Raw genomic sequence first — 20,871 nt, 5'->3', positions numbered from 1 at the left:
CCCGAGAGGCGACGCCGGGCGATTTCGGCCTCGTTGTGGTCAAGCGATAGGTTGTCGGAGTGACTGACGTAGCCACCGACGCCACCACCGGCGTGACCAAGCCTGCATTCGTATCCCGTTCGGTCCTGGTCACCGGGGGAAACCGGGGGATAGGGCTGGCGATCGCGCAGCGACTGGCCGCCGACGGCCACAAGGTCGCCGTCACCCACCGAGGGTCGGGCGCGCCCGAAGGAATCTTCGGCGTCGAATGCGACGTCACCGACAGCGAAGCCGTCGACCGCGCGTTCACCGCGGTCGAGGAGCACCAGGGCCCGGTCGAGGTAGTGGTGTCCAACGCCGGGGTGTCCGCGGACGCGTTCCTGATCCGGATGACCGAGGAGCGTTTCGAGAAGGTCATCGACGCCAACCTCACCGGCGCGTTCCGGGTTGTGCAGCGGGCGTCGCGCAGCATGCAGCGAAAGCGGTTCGGCCGCTTGATCTTCATCGGCTCGGTGTCGGGTACCTGGGGCATCGGCAACCAGGCCAACTACGCAGCTTCCAAGGCCGGCGTGATCGGTATGGCCCGCTCGATCTCTCGGGAGTTGTCCAAGGCCAACGTGACGGCCAACGTCGTCGCGCCGGGCTACATCGACACCGACATGACCCGTTCGCTCGACGAGCGGATCCAGGAAGGCGCGCTGGACTTCATCCCGGCGAAGCGGGTGGGCACCGCGGCCGAGGTTGCCGGCGTGGTCAGCTTCCTGGCTTCCGAAGACGCGAGCTACATCTCCGGTGCGGTCATCCCGGTCGATGGCGGCATGGGCATGGGCCACTGACGAACACCCACGATTAGGACGGACGAGAAACAGGCATGGCAGGACTGCTCGAAGGCAAAAGGATCCTGGTAAGCGGGATCATCACCGACGCGTCGATCGCGTTCCACATCGCCAAGGTGGCTCAGCAAGAGGGCGCTCAGCTGGTGCTGACCGGCTTCGACCGGCTGCGACTGATCCAGCGCATCGCCGACCGGCTGCCGGAGAAGGCGCCGTTGATCGAACTCAACGTGCAGGACGAGAAGCACCTGGACACGCTGGCCGAGCGGGTGACAGCCGAGATCGGTGAGGGCAACAAGCTCGACGGCGTCGTGCACTCGATCGGGTTCATGCCGCAGACCGGTATGGGGATCAACCCGTTCTTCGACGCTCCGTACGAGGACGTGTCCAAAGGCATTCACATCTCGGCATATTCGTACGCATCGCTGGCCAAAGCGCTACTGCCGATCATGAATTCCGGTGGCTCCATCGTCGGCATGGACTTCGACCCGACCCGGGCGATGCCGGCGTACAACTGGATGACAGTGGCCAAGAGCGCGCTGGAGTCGGTCAACCGGTTCGTGGCGCGTGAAGCCGGCAAGTTCGGTGTTCGGTCTAATCTCGTTGCTGCCGGGCCGATTCGGACGCTGGCAATGAGCGCCATCGTCGGCGGCGCACTCGGCGACGAGGCGGGCGCGCAGATGCAGCTGCTCGAAGAGGGCTGGGACCAGCGGGCGCCGATCGGGTGGAACATGAAGGACCCGACGCCGGTGGCCAAGACGGTGTGCGCTCTGCTGTCGGAGTGGTTGCCGGCCACCACCGGGACGATCGTCTACGCCGACGGCGGCGCAAGTACGCAGTTACTTTAGCGCGCAATGGATTTCGGTGATTTCGACGCGGTGCTGCTGCTCTCCTTCGGGGGACCCGAAGGGCCTGAGCAGGTGCGGCCGTTCCTGGAGAACGTCACCCGTGGTCGCAACGTGCCACCGGAACGCCTCGACGACGTCGCGCAGCACTACCTGCATTTCGGCGGGGTGTCACCGATCAACGGGATCAACCGTGACCTGATCGCCCGGCTGGAAGCCGAGCTGGACATACCGGTCTACTTCGGCAACCGCAATTGGGCGCCGTACGTCGAAGACACCGTTGCGGCCATGCGCGACAACGGCATTCGACGGGCAGCGGTGTTCACCACCTCGGCGTGGAGTGGCTACTCGGGCTGCACGCAGTACTCCGAGGACATCGACCGCGCCCGGCAGGCCGCCGGCCCGGATGCACCCGAGCTGGTCAAGTTGCGTCGTTACTTTGACCATCCGCTCTTCATCGAGATGTTCGCCGACAACGTCGCCGCCGCGGCGGACACGGTGCCCAGCGGTGCGCGGTTGGTGTTCACCGCGCACTCGGTGCCCGTCGCCGCCGACGACCGACTCGGGCCGAAGTTGTACAGCCGCCAAGTGCGTTATGCCGCAGGCCTTGTCGCTGCTGCCGCTGGGTACGACGACTACGACGTGGTGTGGCAGTCGCGGTCGGGCCCTCCGCAGGTGCCGTGGCTGGAACCCGATGTCAACGACCATGTCGCCGAGCTCACCGAGGCCGGCGTGCGAGCGGTGATCGTCTGCCCGATCGGCTTCGTCGCCGACCACATCGAGGTGGTGTGGGACCTCGACTCAGAGCTCCGCGAGCAGACCGACGCGGCCGGCGTCGCTCTCGCCCGGGTCAGCACGCCCAACGCCGACCCGCGCTTCGCCCGACTTGCCGTGGATCTGATCGACGAACTGCGGCAAGGCCGCCCGCCCGCACGAGTCATTGGAGCGGACCCGGCTCCCGGCTGCACGGCCGGCGTCAACGGCCAGGCGTGCCGTCCGCCGCACTGCGCCGCCGAGGTGTGGCCGGACTAACCGCCCTGCCACGCGGCGTACAGAATCGCGGTCAGCGCGGCGGTTCGCGCCGATCGCACCACCGCGGCCAGCGGCCGAAGCGCGTCGGTGGCGATCTGCGCCTCTGACAGCGACTGGGTGCCGATTCTGCTCAGCCCAGCACTGACCGTGATGATCGCGTCGACATGGGCGGCGTTCTCCAACACCCGCAACGCCCGCGACGGCGCCGGTTCGGGAATCTGGTGATGGCGGGTCGATTCCAGTAACTGCTCGACCATTCCGCGTGGATCCTCGACGTCGACGCCGGCCGATCCGAGCCCGATTGTGCTGAGGGCGTCCGCGGCCGACCGGACAGCCAGCCGCAACTCGTACTCGGCCTCACCCAATTCGATGTGTTGGAGCGCAGGAGCACCGGGTAGCGAGTAGACCGTCCAGGACAGCGCCGCCAGTTCGGGTACCGCGACGTCGTCGTCGGCGTCGTCATACTCGAACTCGGGCACCAGCCCGACGGCCTTGCCGGGATCGTCTGGGTTGGCGACTATCACGGCCTCACCGGCGGCCATCGCGTCGTGCTCGAACTGTGTGCCCGGCGCCAGGCCGCGGCTGTCGCCGGGAATCGGCAGCACCACGTTGATCGAAGGGGTCCCGGTTGACGACCGTCCGGCGGCTTTTCGCAGCGTCTGCAGCAGTGAAACCACGCCCGGATTGTGCACATCCGGCCATGGCAGGCCGGTATGTCCTGCCGCGACGGCGTCGTAAGCGGTGACGGATTGCGTTGGCGCCCAGCATGATAACGCGTCCAGGACGTCGTCCGGCGCGGCCTGACCGGCCAGCCAGGCGTTGGCCCAGACCGAGAGCGTTGCGCTTGGGCACCACATGGATTGGCAGTCTAGTTGTTCGTCCTGGGTGCGGCCGATCTCGCGATATCCTTTCGGCATGTCTGCGGCCGTGATCTGGCTGATCGTCGCGATAGGGCTGGCCGGAACCGAGGCGCTCACCGGCGACATGTTCCTGCTCATGCTGGGCGGGGGCGCGCTGGCCGCGGCCGGATCCAGCTGGTTGTTCGATGCTCCGATCTGGGTGGACGGCGCGGTGTTTCTGGTGGTCTCGGTCCTGCTCCTGGGGCTGGTCCGGCCGGCACTGCGACGCCATCTGACCCCGTCGAAAAGCTTGACGACGGGTATCGCGGCGCTGGAGGGCAAGCCCGCGTTGGTGCTCGACCATGTGGCCCGCGACGAGGGTCAGGTGAAGGTGGACGGTCAAGTGTGGACCGCTAGGCCATTGAATGAGGGTGACGAGTTCGAACCCGGCGAACAAGTCACCGTCATGCGCATCGATGGGGCCACTGCGGTGGTCTGGAGAAGTCCTTAAACCCTCTGAGAGCTCTAGGAGATCTGATGCAAGGTGCAACTGCCGGGCTGTTCTTGTTTGCCGTATTGGTGGTCTTCGCGATCATCGTGGTGGCCAAGTCCGTGGCACTGATTCCGCAGGCCGAAGCCGCGGTGGTGGAACGGCTGGGCCGCTACAGCAAAACCGTCAGCGGGCAACTGACCCTGCTGGTGCCCTTCATCGACCGGATCCGCGCGCGGATCGACCTTCGCGAGCGGGTGGTGTCGTTCCCGCCGCAGCCGGTGATCACCGAGGACAACCTGACCCTGAACATCGACACCGTCGTTTACTTCCAGGTGACCAATCCGCAGGCCGCGGTCTACGAGATCAGCAACTACATCGTCGGTGTCGAGCAGCTGACCACCACCACCCTGCGCAACGTGGTCGGCGGCATGACCCTGGAGCAGACGCTGACCTCACGCGACCAGATCAACGGCCAGTTGCGCGGCGTCCTGGACGAAGCCACCGGCCGCTGGGGCCTGCGGGTGGCGCGGGTGGAGTTGCGCAGCATCGACCCGCCCCCGTCGATCCAGGCCTCGATGGAGAAGCAGATGAAGGCCGACCGGGAGAAGCGTGCGGTGATCTTGACCGCCGAGGGCATGCGGCAGGCGTCGATCACCCAGGCTGAGGGCGAGAAGCAGTCGCAGATCCTGGCCGCCGAGGGCGCCAAGCAGGCCGCGATCCTGGCTGCCGAAGCCGACCGCCAGTCCCGGATGCTGCGGGCGCAAGGCGAGCGCGCCGCCGCGTACCTCCAGGCTCAGGGCCAGGCCAAAGCGATCGAAAAGACATTCGCGGCCATCAGGGCCGGCCGGCCTACCCCGGAAATGCTCGCCTACCAGTACCTGCAGACGCTGCCCAAGGTGGCCGAGGGCAGCGCGAACAAGGTGTGGGTGGTGCCCACCGACTTCGGGACGGCGCTGCAGGGCTTCTACAAGTCGCTCGGCGCCCCCGGCGACGACGGCGTGTTCCGCTTCGCGCCGGCACCCGTCGACGACACCCCGGCCAAACCCGAGGACGACAGCGATGTCGCCGACTGGTTCTCGACCGAGACCGATCCCGCACTGGTCCAGGCGGTGGCCAAGGCGGAAGCCGATGCGCGCAAGCCGGTCGACGAGGTGCTCGCACAACCGCGGCACCACCAATTGGAGCGGTGACGTGAGCGCCCTGACTTCGCCGAAGACCTACGCCGGGCTGGCCGCACTTCAGGCCGGAGACGCGGTCGCCTGCGCGATTCCGGTCGCGCCGATCACGAAAAGCCTTGACTCGCTTGGTGTCCCGCAGGACATCCGCTGGGTGCTGCCGACTGCGAAAGCGGCGTCGGCGGTCGGGTTACTCTCCGCGAGCCGAGCGCCGGCGCTGGCCCGGCTCACCACGGCGATGCTGACGCTGTATTTCGTGCTTGCGGTGGCCGCGCACGTTCGCGTTCGCGACCGGATCGTGAACACCCTTCCGGCGGCGTCTTTTCTGGCGCTCTACGCCGTCCTGACCGCGAAGGGTCCGAGCCCGGAGTAGCGGACCGGTTATACCGCCGGGTTTTGCCTGGTGCGGACGGCGGTTTGCGGTCCGAATGCCCCGGCTTCGGATCCGTTCCGCGGGCGGCGTCGGGCACCTCGAGCTTTGAAAACGGTAGCTAGTGGGTACCTGGCCTGCCGATGAACACACCACGCCGGCGAACCGGTCTGGGTCGACGGCGCCGGCGCAGATGGACCCGTGAGCAAATTCAGGTCACCGACCCCGAAATGATGCGCCAGTCGCTCAAGGGCGCCTCGATCGGCAACTTCATGGAGTGGTACGACTTCGGGGTCTACGGCTATATCGCCACCGTGATCGCGCAGGTCTTCTACCCGGGGAACAGCGTCAGCACGGTCCACCTGCTCGCCACCTTCAGCACGCTGTCGGCCGCGTTCGTCGTGCGGCCGATCGGCGGGCTGATTTTCGGCCCACTCGGAGACCGGATCGGGCGCAAGCGGGTCCTGGTGATCACGATCGTGCTGATGACGATCGGCACCACCGGGACGGGCCTGCTGCCTGGCTACAGCACCATCGGAATCTGGGCGCCGATTCTGCTGGTCGTCGCCCGGGTGTTCCAGGGCCTGTCGACCGGCGGCGAGTATGTCGGGGCGATGACGTACATCGTCGAACAGGCGCCCGACCGCAAACGCGGCAAGGTGGTCGGATTTCTGCCGCTGGGCAACCTGGCCGGGTTCGTGGTGGCGGGCCTGATCGTCACCGGGCTGCAGACCGTGCTGTCGAACGACGACATGCTGACCTGGGGATGGCGGGTGCCGCTGTTGCTGAGCGCCCCGCTCGGTCTGGTCGCGATATTCATGCGGATGCGACTCGAGGAGTCGCCGTCATTCCAGGGTGAGAACGCACAGGCGGCGTCGGAGGCCGATTCCGGCCAGTACCGGCGCACGATCGCCGAACAGTGGAAGCCGATGCTGATCTGTGCGGCCCTGGTGTACACCTCCAATGCCGCCGACTACATGCTCACCGGATACCTGCCGACGTACCTCAAAGTCTTCGCCCACATCAGCCACACTTCCGGCCTGACGATGATCACCCTGACGCTGACGATCCTGGCGATCCTGCTGGTCCCGGTGGCGGCGCTGTCCGACCGCATCGGAGTCAAACCGATCATGCGAACGGGTTGCGTGCTGTTGATCGTCGCGTCCATCCCGGCATTCCTGCTGATCCGCGACGGCGCCGGCATTCTGCTGGTGTTCCTCGGTGTGCTGCTGCTCGGTCTGATGGAACTGTGCTTCGACAGCACATCGCCGGCCACGATGCCGGCGCTGTTCCCGACCAACGTCCGCAACGGAGCGCTGGCGATCTCTTACAACGTCTCGATATCGGCGTTCGGTGGAACCACTCCGCTGATCGCGCAGGCGTTGGTGTCCGGCACCGGGAACCTGATGGTGCCCGCGTACATGCTGATCGTCGCCGGGCTGGTCGGCTTCGTCACCCTGGCGTTCACCCCCGAGGTCGCGGGCAGGCGGTTGCCGGGCTCGCCACCCACGGTCGAAACCGAGGAAGAAGCGCGCGAGTTGGTCGAGGGCCGCGATTAGCCGAGGGTCAGTGCGGCGTGCCGGGCGGACAAGGCGGCGGGTAGTTCGGTATTCCGGCGCTGCCACGTCCGCTGCCTGGACCGACGCGGGGGTACGGCCAGCATTTCTTTGCCTTGTGCGGAGCTGTGGGCGCGGTCGGGTTCGGTGCCGGGTCGGCCGGAGCGGCGTTGGCGACGCCGACGCCGAAGATCAGCGTCGCAGCGATGGCAGCCGCCGTGGGAAATAAGCGCTTTACGTGCATTGGCGTTGCCTCTCAGACGGGAGCCCGTCACTGCAACCGTGGGAAATGCTTCAGTTTTTCAGTCTATAGACGAATTGCCGTGCGTGCCGTAACCCGCGCCGGGAGCTACCCGCGCAGCGCGGTCTCGACGTCGTCGCTGTCAGCAGCGGCCGCGTGATGGTGGCGGCGGTACTGCCGGATCTCGTAGGCGAACAGCGCCAGCCCGACCAGGCCCGTGCACAGCGACACCAAAAACAGCAGCGGGCTGACGTGACCGGTGAGCGCGTCGCCGAGAATCACCACCGCCGCGGTGCCGGGCAGCAGGCCGGCGACGGTGGCCAGGGTGTACGGCAGCATACGCACCCCGGATGCACCGACCGCGTAGTTCAGCGGCGCGAACGGCACCGCGGGAATCAGCCGCAGCGACACCACCGCAACCCAGCCACGCTCGCGCAGGCGGGCGTCGAGTCGGTCGACCGCGTCGTGGCGCACCAACCGGTTCATTTGCCACCCGGCGGCCCGGACGAGGGCCACCGCGATCAGCGCGCTGACCGTGCTGGCCGCGACAGCCAGCGTGACCCCGAGCAGCGGGCCGAACAGCAATCCGGCAGCCAGGGTGAACGCCGTGCGGGGAAACGGCAGCACGGTCACCACGATGTGGGCGGCCAGGAAAGCCAGCGGCAACCACGCGCCCATCGACGTCGACCAGTCCCGCAACTGCACTGCCGTCGGCAATCGAACCAGCAGCGCGGTAGCGACCAGGGCGACAACCACCACGGCCGTCAGCACCAGGCGACGTCTGGACACCTGACGCGCGGCGGCGGCGACCGCTGAGCCCAGCGGAGCCAGCGTGCCGACGATTCGGTCGCTCGTCACAGGGTGCAGCCTACGGTCCAATGCGTCAGCGGACGAACAGCGACAGCAATTTCCTACCCAATGGCATTGCCCCCGAATTGGTTTCACTGTGGACCGTGACGTCTCGGCCGGACCGCAGCCTCAGCTCGCGCTGCAGCTTGTCGTGCAGCGTGCCGGCTGCCGCGGGACAACCGTGACAAGCGCCCGACAACCGGACGTTGACCGTGTCACCGTCAACGGAGACCAGCTCGATCGAACCGCCGTGCGACTCGGCCAGCGCCCCTATCGGTCCGGCGAGCAGTTCGGCGGCGAGGGCCGTGAGGGAAGCGGTGTCGTCGGCCGTGTCGACGTGCCAACCGGCCGGATCCAGCAGGGCCTCGGACAACGCGCGCCGAACGCTGTCGCCCCATTCCCGCCAGCCCCTGCCCGGGTGCAGGGTGATCAGCACATCAGTTGAGCGCACTTCGATTTCGTCGATCACACCGTCATCGAGCAGCACACCGAGACGTCCCGGCGCCCGCCGCACGGCGCCGCGGGCCCGCAATCGATCGGCGGGGACCACCCAGCGCAGCTGCTGCGGGTGGGCGGTGGCGGTGGCGTGGATCGGGATCATGCGCCCAGCCCCAGCGCGATCGAGCGCGCGGCGTACGCCATCACCCAGGCCAGGACGAACATGTAACTGAACGCGAAGGCAGGCCAGCGCCAGGTGTTGGTCTCGCGGCGCATCACGGCGATCGTCGACATGCACTGCAGTGCGAACATGAAGTAGACCATCAGTGCGATCACGGTGGGAGCGGTGAAGATTCGCGCGCCGCGATCGTCGGTCATGGTGGCCAGCGCCTGCTTCGGAGACTCGGGGTCGGTGGCCGCCGCCACCTGGCCCAACGTCGAGACGAACACCTCGCGCGCCGACAGCGAGCCGACCAGCGCGATGTCGGTGCGCCAGTCGAAGCCCAGCGGTGCGAACACCGGCGCCACCGCACGGCCCAGATCGGCTGCGTAGCTGTGATTCATCACGTACGCGGTGGCCTCGGTCGTCGGCATGCCCCGGGTCTGTGCCTCGCGGACCGGCAGGTTGAGCAGGGCCCACAGCACCAGCGAGGTGGCCAGGATGATGGTTCCGGCCTTGCGTAAGAACACCCGGGCCGCACTCCACATCGCGGCCAGCATCGCCCGCGGCGACGGAAGTCGGTAGGGCGGCAGCTCCATGGTGAAAGGCAGTAGATCGCCACGCAGGATCGTGGACTTGACCACCAGCGCGGCCACCAGCGCTGACAACCCGCCGCCCAGATACAGCAGGAACATCGTGACGCCCTGCGCGCTGAACCCCAACCAGCGGGTCTGCGGCGCCACCAACAGGCCGACCAGCAGCGTGTAGACCGGTAACCGGGCCGAGCAGGTCATCAACGGCGCGGTCACGATCGTGGCGATCCGGTCGCGCGACGACGGCAGCGTCCGGGTCGCCATGATGCCCGGGATCGCGCAGGCGAACGACGAGAGCATCGCGACGAAGGCGCGGCCCTCCAGCCCGGTCTTGGCCATCACCCGGTCCATCAGGAACGCCGCGCGCGACATGTATCCGACGCTCTCCAGAAAAGCGAGCAGGCAGAACAGCAAGACGATCTGCGGAATGAATTGCAGCACGGTGCCGACACCGCCGATGAGCCCCTGACTCAGCAACCCGCGCAGAACGGGGTTGCCGACATGATCGGAGACCTGCCCGCCGAGCCAGTTCAGGGCGCTGCCGATGCCATCGCGCAGCGGTGCCGCGGCGGTGAACAGGACCTGGAAAAACGAGAACATCACCGCGAAAAACGTGATCGTGCCCCAGAGCGGATGCAGCAGCACCCGGTCGATCCGCTGGGTGCGCCGATCTGGCTGCGGCGCAACGTAATCGGCGGCTTCGAGGACGGACTTGCCCCACGCGTCGATCTCCGCCGGATCGGTGGGCGGCAGGACCGGCGGGCGCGACCACTGCTCGAACGCCCCCAGTCGCGTCCGCAGGTCGTCGATTCCCGAACCGTGATGGGCCACCACCGCGGACACCGGGATGCCCAGCGCCGTCGCCAGGGCACCGGTGTCGATCCGGCCGCCGCGGGCGGACAGCTCGTCGCCCATCGTGAGCACCAGCAGACACGGCATATCGAGCCGGAGCACCTGGCCGATCAGCAGGATGGACCGGCGAAGGGTGGTGGCATCGGCGACCAGCACCACCGCGTCGGGTGGGTCGACGCCGGGGTATCGGCCCGCCAGCAGGTCGGTCACCACCTGCTCGTCGGGACTGATCGGGTCGAGGCTGTAGGTGCCGGGCAGATCCTCGACCGCAACGGTGACGCCTCCGCTGCTGGTGGTGCCGACACTGCGTCCGACAGTGACACCCGGATAGTTGCCGGTCTTGGCGCGCAGTCCGGTCAGGTGGTTGAAGACACTGGTCTTGCCCGCATTCGGACTGCCGACCAACGCCACGCGCCGGATGCCGGCGACGGCAATCGAGGAGCCTTCGACGTCGTGACAGGCTGTCATCGGTCCGCTTCGGGGGCCACTTCGATGAGCTGCGCCTCACGTCGACGCAAGCACAGCTCGGTGTCGTGGATCCGGTAGATGGTCGGGTCGCCGAGCGGTGCCCGACGGATGACGTCCACGTGGGCGTTGGCACGAAAGCCCAACTGGCCGAGACGATTTGCGATCAGTGGGTTGGCCTGCGCGACGGTCCCCAGCACGGTCGCGCGCGTTCCGGGCGCCAGTTGTGCGAGCACGGTCACCGAATCCGATTGATCGCGTGCGCTCTGCGGTCGAGTACGCATGATCGCCCTAACGTTAGCCGCTCTACCTTAGTAAGGTACTCCTCACCAGGACAGGCGTCATGGCTCGTCAGGTGCCGTCGCCTCAGTGTGTGCCGCGACACTATTGGGCATCATTTAGCCTGGTGGTCGGGTGACAGACCAGCGTCGGGATGTCACGTGCTGGACAAGGAGCCGCCGGTGTCAGTCGATGTGTCCGCCGAGCCTGCCGACCTGTCACAGGCCCGCGCCCGCTGGCGCTCCGCGGTGGCCGGAGTTCTGGCGAAAAGCACCCGACGTGACGCTGACGAACTCGGGCCCGAGCCCGAGCAGATGCTCGAGACCACGACCTACGAGGCCGTGGCGATCCGGGCCCTCTACACCGCGCTCGACGAGCTGCCCGAGCCGCCGCTTCCCGGACAGTGGCCCTTCCTGCGCGGCGCGGACGCGCTGCGCGACGTCAAGTCCGGCTGGAAAGTGGCCGAGGCCATCCCGGCGAATCGAGTTGCCGGCGTGTCCGCCGACGACGTCAACTCCGCGGTGCTGGCCGCTCTGGCCGAGGGTGTCAGCGCACTGCTGGTCCGGGTAGGGGAGTCGGGCGTCGCTCCGGAGCAGCTGCGGAAGGTGTTCGACGGCGTCTACCTGAGCATGGCGCCGGTGATCCTCGACGCGGGCGCCGACTACCAGGCCGCTTCGGATGTGCTGCTGGAGCTGGTGAGCCTCGTCGAAGACGATCAGCGCGCGATCCTGTCGGTCGATCTGGGGGCCGATCCGCTCACCGCGCCGCTGAGTGGCCGCCCCGCACCGGCGATCGAGCAGGTCGTCGACATCGCCACCAGGGTGGCCGGCGACCACGGTGTACGCGCGATCACCGTCGACGGCCCGGCGTTTCACAATCTCGGGGCCAACGCGACCTGGGAGCTGGCCGGGAGCATCGCCGCGGCGGTGTCCTACCTGAGGGTGCTCACCGAGTCCGGTCTGCCGGTGGCGAAGGCGCTCGCGCAGATCAGCTTTCGGTTGGCCGCCGACGACGATCAGTTCCTGACGATCGCCAAAGTACGGGCATTGCGCCGGCTGTGGGCGCGGGTGGCCGAAGTGGTGGGCGAACCTGACAGTGGTGGTGCGGTGGTGCACGCCGAGACCTCGCTGCCGATGATGACCCAGCGTGACCCCTGGGTGAACATGCTGCGGACCACGCTGGCCGCCTTCGGCGCCGGGGTCGGCGGCGCCGACACGGTCCTGGTATTTCCGTTCGACGTCGCAATCGACGGTGGATTCCCAGGTATGGCAACCAGTTTCGCGCGCAGGATGGCCCGCAACATTCAGCTGCTGCTGCTCGAGGAGTCACACGTCGGCCGGATTCTGGACCCCGCCGGCGGGTCGTGGTTCGTCGAGGATCTCACCGACCAGCTGGCGAACCGGGCCTGGCAGAGCTTCCAAACCGTGGAGCAGCAGGGCGGATTCGTCGATGCACGCGACTACATCGCCGAACAGATCGCGGAAATCGCTGCCCGGCGCGCCGACGACGTCGCCCATCGCAAGACCGCGATCACCGGAGTCAACGAGTATCCGAACCTGACCGAACCTGTTCTGCCGCAGAGTGAGTCATCGTATTCGCCGCTGGCGGCCGGCAAGCTGATCCGCTACGCGGCCGAGTTCGAAGCGCTGCGTGACCGCTCCGACGCCTACCTGGCCCGCAACGATTCACGTCCTCGAGTTCTGTTGCTGCCGCTCGGACCGCTGGCCGAACACAACATTCGAAGCACCTTCGCGTCGAATCTGCTGGCATCGGGTGGCATCGAAGCGATCAACCCGGGAGCCGTGGACGCCGGCCGGGTTGCCGAAGTCGTGGCCGACGCGGGCGGCCCGGTGGCCGCGGTGATCTGCGGCACCGACGGCCGGTACGGCGCCGAGGCCTCCGCTGTCGTCGAGGCGGCCCACAGCGCCGGGGTGTCGCACGTCTGCCTGGCCGGTCCGCAGAAAGCCGTGGCCGACGCCGATCACCAGCCTGACGAGTTCCTGACAGCGAAAATCAATGCGGTGGAAGCTCTTTCGAACCTTCTCGACCGGTTGGGGGCCTGACGACCATGACGACCACAACGCCCGCTGTCGGCAGCTTTGCCGACGTGCCACTGCACAGCGACCGCGCCGCCGCGCAGCCGACCGACGATGCGGTGCAGGAACACGTCGCGGCCGCGGCCGAAGCCCACTGGTACACACCGGATCAGCTGGTCTGGCACACCCCGGAGGACATCGAGGTCAAGCCGGTCTACATCGCGGCGGACCGGGCGGCAGTCGAGTCCGACGGATATCCGCTCAACACCTTCCCCGGTGAGCCGCCTTTCGTACGTGGGCCGTACCCGACGATGTATGTCAACCAGCCCTGGACGATTCGTCAGTACGCCGGGTTCTCCACCGCGGCAGAGTCGAATGCGTTCTATCGCCGCAACCTGGCCGCCGGGCAGAAGGGCCTGTCGGTCGCGTTCGACCTCGCCACGCACCGCGGCTACGACTCCGACCATCCCCGCGTGCAGGGTGACGTCGGAATGGCCGGTGTCGCAATCGACTCCATCCTCGACATGCGCCAATTGTTCGACGGCATCGACCTGTCGACTGTGTCGGTGTCGATGACCATGAACGGGGCGGTGCTACCGATCCTGGCGCTGTACGTGGTGGCTGCCGAGGAGCAGGGGGTGCCGCCGGAGAAGCTGGCCGGCACCATCCAGAACGACATCCTCAAAGAGTTCATGGTGCGCAACACCTACATCTATCCGCCAAAGCCCTCGATGCGCATCATCTCCGACATCTTCGCCTACACCAGCGCCAAGATGCCGAAGTTCAACTCCATCTCGATCTCCGGCTACCACATCCAGGAAGCCGGAGCCACAGCGGATTTGGAGCTCGCCTACACACTCGCCGACGGTGTCGACTACATCAAGGCCGGCCTGGACGCCGACCTCGACATCGACAAGTTCGCGCCCCGGCTCTCCTTCTTCTGGGGCATCGGGATGAACTTCTTCATGGAGGTGGCCAAGCTGCGGGCGGGCCGTCTGCTCTGGAGTGAGCTGGTCGCCCAGTTCAACCCGAAGAGTGCGAAATCGCTGTCGCTGCGCACCCATTCGCAGACCTCGGGGTGGTCGCTGACCGCGCAGGACGCGTTCAACAACGTCGCGCGCACCTGTATCGAGGCGATGGCCGCCACCCAGGGCCACACCCAGTCGCTGCACACCAACGCCCTTGACGAGGCGCTGGCTCTGCCGACCGACTTCTCGGCCCGCATCGCGCGCAACACCCAGCTGCTGCTGCAGCAGGAATCCGGCACCACCCGACCGATCGACCCGTGGGCCGGCTCGTACTACGTCGAGTGGCTTACCTATCAACTCGCGCAGCGGGCTCGCGCCCACATCGCCGAGGTCACCGAGCTTGGCGGTATGGCGCAGGCGATCAGCGAGGGCATTCCGAAGCTGCGCATCGAGGAAGCGGCCGCCCGCACCCAGGCCCGCATCGACTCCGGCATCCAACCGGTGATCGGGATCAACAAGTATCAGGTCGAGGAGGACCAGGAGGTCGAGGTCCTCAAGGTCGAGAACAGCCGGGTGCGCTCCGAGCAGCTGGCCAAACTCGAGCAGCTGCGGGCCGATCGGGACCAGGCGGCGGTCGAGGCGGCGCTGGCCGAGCTGTCCCGTGCCGCCGAGGCGCACGGCCGTGCCGGGGACGACGGTCTCGGCAACAACCTGCTGGCACTTGCGATCGACGCCGCCCGGGCCAAGGCGACGGTCGGCGAGATCTCCGACGCGCTCGAGCGGGTATACGGTCGGCACCAGGCCGAGATCCGAACCATCGCCGGCGTCTACCGCGACGAAGCTGGAAAGGCCGAAAACATGGCATCGGCAACCGAACTCGTCGAGAAATTCGCCGAGGCCGACGGTCGGCGACCACGAATTCTGGTGGCCAAAATGGGGCAGGACGGCCACGACCGCGGACAGAAGGTGATCGCAACGGCGTTCGCCGACATCGGATTCGACGTCGACGTCGGCTCGCTGTTCTCCACCCCGGACGAGGTGGCCCGTCAGGCCGCCGACAACGACGTGCACGTGGTCGGCGTGTCGTCGCTGGCGGCCGGTCACCTGACCCTGGTGCCGGCGCTCCGCGACGCGCTGGCCGAGGTCGGGCGCTCCGACATCATGGTGGTGGTCGGCGGCGTGATCCCGCCCGGCGACTTCGACGAGCTGTACGAGGCGGGCGCCACCGCGATCTTCCCGCCCGGCACCGTGATCGCCGACGCTGCCATCGATCTGCTGCACAAGCTGGCCGAGCGACTCGGATACGACCTCTAGCCACATGGCGACTGACAACGGCGACGGCATCGACGAACTCGCCGCGGCGGTACGCGCGGGCGACCGGTCGGCGCTCCCGCGGGCGATCACCCTGGTCGAATCGACTCGTGCGGACCATCGCGACCGGGCCCAGCAGCTGTTGCTCGAGCTGATGCCGGCCGCCGGTGACGCCCTGCACGTCGGCATCACCGGAGTTCCGGGTGTCGGCAAGTCGACCACCATCGAAGCCCTCGGTATGTACCTGATCGGGCGCGGCCATCGCGTGGCGGTCCTGGCTGTGGACCCGTCGTCGACCCGCACGGGCGGATCGATCCTCGGCGACAAGACTCGAATGCCGCAACTGGCAACGCATCCCGACGCCTACATCCGGCCGTCGCCGACCTCGGGCACGCTCGGCGGCGTCGCCAAGGCGACCAGGGAGACCATTGTGCTGCTGGAGGCGGCCGGATTCGACGTGATCCTGGTCGAGACCGTCGGCGTCGGCCAATCCGAAGTCGCGGTGTCCAACATGGTCGACACCTTCGTCTTTCTGACCCTCGCCCGCACCGGCGACCAATTGCAGGGCATCAAGAAGGGGGTGCTCGAGCTCGCCGACATCGTGGTGGTGAACAAGGCCGATGGCAACCACCTGACCGAGGCCCGCAAAGCCGCCCGCGAACTCTCCGGTGCGATTCGATTGATCTATCCCCGCGAAACGCTCTGGCGCCCTCCGGTTCTGACGATGAGCGCGCTGGAGGGGACCGGGCTGGACGAGCTGTGGGACACCGTCGAGCGCCACCGCGACACTCTTACCGAGGCGGGCGACTTCGAAGCGCGGCGCCGGGCCCAGCAGGTCGACTGGACGTGGCAGATGGTGCGCGACACCGTGTTGGACCGGGTGATGTCGAACCCCGCCGTCCGCAAATCCCGGGCTGACGTGGAGCGCCAGGTACTGACAGGCGAATTGACCCCGGCCCTGGCCGCTCAGCAAATATTGAAGCTAGCTTCAATAACGGATGGGTAAATTCCACTTCGTTTGTAGAGTTAAACAACTAGGTTGATCACATGACCCTCGAAGTAGTGGGCAATCGCCGCTCTGTGCTGCCGCGCGGAGTAAGTGGCGCAGCCGATCCTCATTTCGCCTGCGCGGTGCGCAGCTTCGCCAGCACGTTCCACGGCAGCCGATTCGGCGGCGGGGCACTGGCGGTCTACCTGGACGGAGAACCCGTCGTCGACGTCTGGACCGGTTATGCGGATCGGCGCGGCCGGGTGCCCTGGACGGCGGACTCGGCATCCATGGTGTTCTCCGCGACCAAGGGCATGGCCTCCACCGTCATTCACCGACTGGTCGACCGCGGGTTGATCGAGTACGACGTCCCGGTCGCCCAGTACTGGCCGGAGTTCGGCGTCAACGGCAAGGCCGACATCACCGTTCGGCAGATGATGCGCCATCAAGCCGGGTTGTCGGCGCTGCGCGGCGCCAGCCGGCAAGACCTGCTCGACCACGAGCTGATGGAGCGCAAGCTCGCGGCCGCACGGCCGGGTTACTCGTTCGGCAAATCGGCCTACCACGCGCTCACCTATGGCTGGCTGCTTTCCGGGCTGGCGCGTGCGGTCACCGGCAAGGGCATGCGGGAACTCATCCGCACCGAGTTGGCTGAACCGCTGGGCACCGACGGCCTGCATCTGGGCCGACCACCGGCCGGCGCCCCGACGAAGGCCGCGCAGATCATCATGCCGCAGAGCGCTTTTCAGAATCCAGTGTTCAACGCGGTGGCGCCGATGATCGCCTCGATCCCGCAGGCCGCCGGTTTCAGCTCGATGTACTTCCCGGGCGTGAAAGCCGCTGCCCAGGGCGAGATTCCGCTGTTGGACGCGGAGATACCGGCGGCCAACGGGGTGGCCACCGCGCGCGGACTGGCACGGATGTACGCCGCGATCGCCAACGGCGGCCGGATCGGCGGCACCCAGTTCCTCTCACCGGAAGTGGCGGCCGGGCTGAACGGACGGCGCAATCTGCGGCCGGACGGCAACTTGGTGATACCGCTGGCTTTCCACCTCGGCTACCACCGGCTGCCCCTCGATGTGGTGCCGGGGTTCGGCCATGTCGGACTCGGCGGTTCTGTCGGGTGGGCCGACCCGGATCACGGCCTGGCGATCGGCTTCGTCCACAACCGGCTGCTGACTCCGTTCGTACTCGCCGACCACGCCGGGCTCGTCGCGACCAGCGCACTGTGCCGGCTGGGTGCCACCAGGGCGCGCAAAGACGGTTTCGAGCGAGTCGCCGACTTCGGTGCGCCGTTCCGCGAAGCGGGAGCCGTTGCCGGCTAACCGGTTTGGCCTGACATCGTGACTGTTGACCGGGAAGGCCGCGTACCCCGTCTGCCCGTGGACGAGGCCAAAGCCGCGGCGGACGAAGCGAGCGTTCCGGACTACATGGCCGAACTCGCGATCTTCCAGGTGTTGTTGAACCATCCCAAACTGGCGTCCGGGCTCAACGATCTACTGGCGAGAATGCTGTGGCAGGGCAAGCTGAATTCGCGCCTGCGCGAGCTGGCGATCATGCGGATCGGCTGGCTGACGGCCTGTGAATACGAGTGGGCGCAACACTGGCGGGTCGCCCAAGGCCTCGGGGTGAGCACGGACGATCTTCTCGGTGTCCGGGATTGGCCGTCCTACACCGGGTTCGGTCCGGCGGAGCGGGCGGTGCTGGCTGCCACCGACGACGTGGTGCGCGACGGTGTGGTGAGCGAGCAGAGCTGGGCGGCGTGCCGACAGGCGTTCGGCGCCGACCATGCGCTGCTGGTCGAGCTGGTCACCGCGATCGGCGCGTGGCGGATGGTCTCGTCGATTCTGCAGAGCCTGCAGGTGCCGCTGGAGGACGATGTGCAGAGCTGGCCGCCGGATGGGAAGGCTCCACCCGGCTAACTGACTGACATGTCAGTCACTGTGGCGCAACGCTTTTCAATTGCGTTTGCGATTGCACCTGCTGCAGGCAGCGGTAAGGTGACGAGTGTGGCCGAACCGTCCATTCCCAGTGTTCTGCGCGAGCGTGCGAGTCTGCAGGCTAACGAGAAGGCGTTCACTTACCTTGACTACGAGCGGGATTGGGACGGCGTCTCCGAGACGGTCACCTATTCGCAGCTTTACCGGCGCTCGCTGAACGTCGCGCAGGAGATACGTCGGCACGGTTCGACCGGCGACCGCGCGGTCATCGTGGCACCGCAGGGACTGAGTTATATCGACGCGTTCTTCGGGACGCTGCAGGCAGGTCTCATTCCTGTCCCGCTGTCGGTTCCGTTGGGTGGTGCGGTCGACGAACGGGTGAAATCGGTACTCCTTGACGCGGCGCCTTCGGTGGTCCTGACGACATCTGCGGTGGCGGCGGAGGTGTCGAACTACCTCGCCGCGCAGCAAGAGGGCCCGACGCCGTCTCTGGTCGAGGTCGACGCGGTGGATGTCAACGCGCGAAGCACATTTCGGCCAACCCGGGAGACGCGCACCAATACCGCGTATCTGCAGTACACGTCCGGGTCGACCCGTGCGCCGGCCGGCGTGGAAGTCACCTATCGGAATCTGATGGCCAACTTCGAGCAGATGTTCGCGGACTATTTCGCGCAAACCGGCGGCATCTCTCCACCGGACACCACATTTGTCTCGTGGCTGCCGTTCTATCACGATATGGGTCTGCTGGTCGGCGTCTGCATACCGCTACTGGCCGGTCATCATGCGGTGCTCACCAGTCCGGTGTCGTTCCTGGCCCGCCCCGCCCGGTGGCTGCAACTGCTGGCCGACTATCCGCACACCTTTTCAGCGGGACCGAATTTCGCATTCGAGGTGGCGGCGCGCAAGACCTCCGATGAGGACCTGGCCGGCCTCGATCTCAGCGGCGTCATCGGCATCATCAATGGCAGCGAGCGGGTGCAACCGGCGACGCTGAAGCGTTTCACCGAGCGGTTCGCGCCGTTCGGTTTCCCCACCACGGCGCTGCGACCCTCGTACGGGATGGCGGAAGCGACCGTGTACATCGTGACACGCGAGCCCGGCGAGCCACGCGTGGTTCACTTCGAGTCCACCGCCCTGTCTGACGGCCGTGCGAAGCGATGCGAAAGCCCGGACGGCACAGCGCTTGTCAGCTACGGAGTGCCGCGTTCGCCGATCCTGCGGATAGTCGACCCCGACGCAAAGGCCGAATGCCCGGCCGGGACCGTCGGCGAGATCTGGGTGCACGGCGACAATGTCGCCACCGGTTACTGGGGTAAGCCCGAGGAGACCGAGTACTCCTTCGGCGCAGAACTGTCGGAGCCTACCCCCGGCACCCCGGCGGGACCGTGGCTGAGAACGGGCGACCTCGGATTCTTCGACGACCACGAACTGTTCATCATCGGCCGGATCAAGGATCTGTTGATTGTGTACGGCCGCAACCATTCTCCAGACGACATCGAGGCGACGATTCAGTTGATCACCCGGGGCCGTTGCGTCGCGATATCGGTGCCTGACGACGGCACCGAAAAGCTGGTCGCGATCGCCGAACTCAAGAACGGCGTCCACTCCCACGAGGACGCCGTCGAGCGACTCAGCAGCGTCAAGAACAATGTCACGTCGGCTATTTCGACGTCGCACGGGTTGAGCGTTTCCGACCTCGTCCTGGTGTCGCCGGGTTCGATTCCGCTGACCACCAGCGGCAAGGTCAGGAGGCGGGCCTGCGTGGAGCAATACCAGCAGGACCGCTTCGCCCGCCTGGATGCCTAATCGCTTTGCGTAAACGCGAAAAGCCGCTGATTCTGCCAACCTTCCTCGTGCACGAGCGCAAAGCCACGCTCGTGTAGCAGGGACCGAATCTCGTCCTCGCAGTAGCTGTTCAACCACCCGGCCTTGAGGCGGCCGACGGACCCGGCCGCGCGCCTCGGCGAGTAGCGACTGCCCCGCGCGCAGGCGTAGGACAACACGAGGTTCGGGACGAGTCCGGTCAGCCAATCGAGCGTGGTCGGCAGGTCGCGCATGTATTCCAGCACCCCCATCAGCACCGCGACGTCGTAGGCGTCGGCGCCGAGGTCCGGAAGGGGCCGCAGATTGAGGTCGCAGACGATCGTTCCCGGCCCACGGTCGACGATGTCAGACGGGGTGTAGGTGCACGATCGGTCCAGATGACGCTCGAAGACCCGGTTGCCCGCGCCGAATTCGATGACACGGCTGTCCACGGGCACCAGCGCCGCAGCTCGTTGGCTGCGGGATTCCCACGAGGCGAAGATATTGCGGGAGTCGGCCCAGCGACTGTAATCGGTTTTCTGACGCAGCGCGGTGATCACTTTCGACATCGTCTACCTCATCTCATTGATGGCGTTGATGTGCCCGGAGGCCTAGTTGGTCTGCGACGGTGGCGTATTCGTCGCTGAGTTTGTGCTGTAGGTGGGTGACGGCGTTGTGGGTGGTGGTTCTGATCTGGGGTGCATGGGTGAGGGTGTGGTGGACGCGGTCGATGACGGTGTTGGTGGTGAGTGTGTCGGTGCGGATGAGTGAGCGTTCGTCGTTGATGGAGAGGGCGAAGTCTCGGCATTTGGGTTGGTATTCCAGG

Annotated in this window: 19 protein-coding genes and 1 pseudogene; 13 read left to right on the top strand and 7 right to left on the bottom strand. The window is 66.8% G+C overall.

Annotation, left to right across the window (positions count from 1 at the left end; genetic code table 11):
- Positions 1 to 92: 92 nt before the first annotated feature.
- Genes fabG1 through CYU59_RS03995 form a run of 3 tightly spaced genes read left to right on the top strand, consistent with a single transcriptional unit; the run spans position 93 to position 2,689 of the window.
- Entirely contained in the window at positions 93 to 815 is a 723-nt protein-coding gene (gene fabG1, locus CYU59_RS04005; protein WP_292976187.1) for a 3-oxoacyl-ACP reductase FabG1, read from the top strand.
- A 35-nt stretch (positions 816 to 850) separates the two neighbouring features.
- Positions 851 to 1,660, top strand: a complete 810-nt coding sequence (gene inhA, locus CYU59_RS04000) for an NADH-dependent enoyl-ACP reductase InhA (protein ID WP_292976116.1) — start codon at positions 851 to 853, stop codon at positions 1,658 to 1,660.
- A gap of 6 nt (positions 1,661 to 1,666) precedes the next feature.
- Positions 1,667 to 2,689, top strand: a complete 1,023-nt coding sequence (locus CYU59_RS03995) for a ferrochelatase (RefSeq protein ID WP_292976114.1) — start codon at positions 1,667 to 1,669, stop codon at positions 2,687 to 2,689.
- Here the strand turns inward: CYU59_RS03995 and CYU59_RS03990 are convergent.
- A complete protein-coding gene (locus CYU59_RS03990) occupies positions 2,686 to 3,546 on the bottom strand; it encodes a hypothetical protein (protein WP_292976112.1) in 861 nt (286 codons plus the stop codon). The genes CYU59_RS03995 and CYU59_RS03990 overlap by 4 nt on opposite strands.
- 58 nt (positions 3,547 to 3,604) lie before the next feature.
- Between CYU59_RS03990 and CYU59_RS03985 the strand changes: the two genes are divergently transcribed.
- The 4 genes from CYU59_RS03985 (at position 3,605) to CYU59_RS03970 (ending at position 7,125) form a co-directional block, all read left to right on the top strand.
- On the top strand, positions 3,605 to 4,039 hold the full coding sequence (locus CYU59_RS03985) for an NfeD family protein (RefSeq protein ID WP_292976110.1): 435 nt from the start codon (positions 3,605 to 3,607) through the stop codon (positions 4,037 to 4,039).
- 26 nt (positions 4,040 to 4,065) lie between these two features.
- Positions 4,066 to 5,211, top strand: coding sequence for an SPFH domain-containing protein (locus CYU59_RS03980; RefSeq protein ID WP_292976108.1), 1,146 nt, complete (start codon positions 4,066 to 4,068; stop codon positions 5,209 to 5,211).
- A 1-nt stretch (position 5,212) separates the two neighbouring features.
- A complete protein-coding gene (locus CYU59_RS03975; RefSeq protein ID WP_292976105.1) occupies positions 5,213 to 5,569 on the top strand; it encodes a DoxX family protein in 357 nt (118 codons plus the stop codon).
- Positions 5,570 to 5,799: 230 nt separating this feature from the next.
- Entirely contained in the window at positions 5,800 to 7,125 is a 1,326-nt protein-coding gene (locus CYU59_RS03970) for an MFS transporter (protein ID WP_292976184.1), read from the top strand.
- 346 nt (positions 7,126 to 7,471) lie between these two features.
- Here CYU59_RS03970 and CYU59_RS03965 read toward each other — a convergent pair whose 3' ends face one another.
- From CYU59_RS03965 to CYU59_RS03950, 4 genes are read right to left on the bottom strand one after another with little or no spacing between them, the layout of a single operon-like run.
- Positions 7,472 to 8,221: a TVP38/TMEM64 family protein gene (locus CYU59_RS03965; RefSeq protein ID WP_292976103.1), complete on the bottom strand. Its 750-nt coding sequence runs from the start codon at positions 8,219 to 8,221 to the stop codon at positions 7,472 to 7,474.
- Between the two features lie 25 nt (positions 8,222 to 8,246).
- On the bottom strand, positions 8,247 to 8,813 hold the full coding sequence (locus CYU59_RS03960) for a NifU family protein (protein ID WP_292976101.1): 567 nt from the start codon (positions 8,811 to 8,813) through the stop codon (positions 8,247 to 8,249).
- Positions 8,810 to 10,723 carry a ferrous iron transporter B gene (locus CYU59_RS03955; RefSeq protein WP_292976099.1) on the bottom strand — a complete coding sequence of 638 codons (1,914 nt, stop codon included), beginning with the start codon at positions 10,721 to 10,723 and terminating at the stop codon, positions 8,810 to 8,812. The genes CYU59_RS03960 and CYU59_RS03955 overlap by 4 nt, the downstream gene beginning before the upstream one ends.
- Positions 10,720 to 11,004 carry a FeoA family protein gene (locus CYU59_RS03950; RefSeq protein WP_292976097.1) on the bottom strand — a complete coding sequence of 95 codons (285 nt, stop codon included), beginning with the start codon at positions 11,002 to 11,004 and terminating at the stop codon, positions 10,720 to 10,722. The genes CYU59_RS03955 and CYU59_RS03950 overlap by 4 nt, the downstream gene beginning before the upstream one ends.
- A 177-nt stretch (positions 11,005 to 11,181) precedes the next feature.
- On the opposite strand from CYU59_RS03950, the gene mutA reads away from it, so the two are divergent.
- The 6 genes from mutA (at position 11,182) to CYU59_RS03920 (ending at position 20,048) form a co-directional block, all read left to right on the top strand.
- Positions 11,182 to 13,062: a methylmalonyl-CoA mutase small subunit gene (gene mutA / locus CYU59_RS03945; RefSeq protein ID WP_292976095.1), complete on the top strand. Its 1,881-nt coding sequence runs from the start codon at positions 11,182 to 11,184 to the stop codon at positions 13,060 to 13,062.
- Positions 13,063 to 13,067: 5 nt separating this feature from the next.
- Complete coding sequence (gene scpA / locus CYU59_RS03940) at positions 13,068 to 15,317, top strand: methylmalonyl-CoA mutase (protein ID WP_292976094.1); 2,250 nt, start codon at positions 13,068 to 13,070, stop codon at positions 15,315 to 15,317.
- A 4-nt stretch (positions 15,318 to 15,321) separates the two neighbouring features.
- Complete coding sequence (meaB, locus tag CYU59_RS03935) at positions 15,322 to 16,320, top strand: methylmalonyl Co-A mutase-associated GTPase MeaB (RefSeq protein WP_292976093.1); 999 nt, start codon at positions 15,322 to 15,324, stop codon at positions 16,318 to 16,320.
- Positions 16,321 to 16,361: 41 nt separating this feature from the next.
- Positions 16,362 to 17,627 (top strand): serine hydrolase domain-containing protein, encoded by a 1,266-nt coding sequence (locus CYU59_RS03930; RefSeq protein ID WP_292976092.1) that lies wholly within the window; start codon positions 16,362 to 16,364, stop codon positions 17,625 to 17,627.
- An 18-nt stretch (positions 17,628 to 17,645) separates the two neighbouring features.
- A complete protein-coding gene (locus CYU59_RS03925) occupies positions 17,646 to 18,224 on the top strand; it encodes a carboxymuconolactone decarboxylase family protein (RefSeq protein WP_292976091.1) in 579 nt (192 codons plus the stop codon).
- Between the two features lie 87 nt (positions 18,225 to 18,311).
- Positions 18,312 to 20,048 (top strand): AMP-binding protein, encoded by a 1,737-nt coding sequence (locus tag CYU59_RS03920; RefSeq protein WP_292976090.1) that lies wholly within the window; start codon positions 18,312 to 18,314, stop codon positions 20,046 to 20,048.
- Here the strand turns inward: CYU59_RS03920 and CYU59_RS03915 are convergent.
- Positions 20,045 to 20,614 (bottom strand): class I SAM-dependent methyltransferase, encoded by a 570-nt coding sequence (locus CYU59_RS03915; protein ID WP_292976089.1) that lies wholly within the window; start codon positions 20,612 to 20,614, stop codon positions 20,045 to 20,047. The genes CYU59_RS03920 and CYU59_RS03915 overlap by 4 nt on opposite strands.
- Positions 20,615 to 20,627: 13 nt before the next feature.
- A pseudogene (locus tag CYU59_RS03910) lies at positions 20,628 to 20,871 on the bottom strand (polysaccharide pyruvyl transferase family protein); the annotation flags it as partial.

It is taken from the genome of Mycobacterium sp. (assembly GCF_002863225.1).
GTDB lineage: Bacteria > Actinomycetota > Actinomycetes > Mycobacteriales > Mycobacteriaceae > Mycobacterium.
Note: the sequence above shows the minus strand (reverse complement) of the source record. Positions and strands in the feature narration are given on the sequence as shown.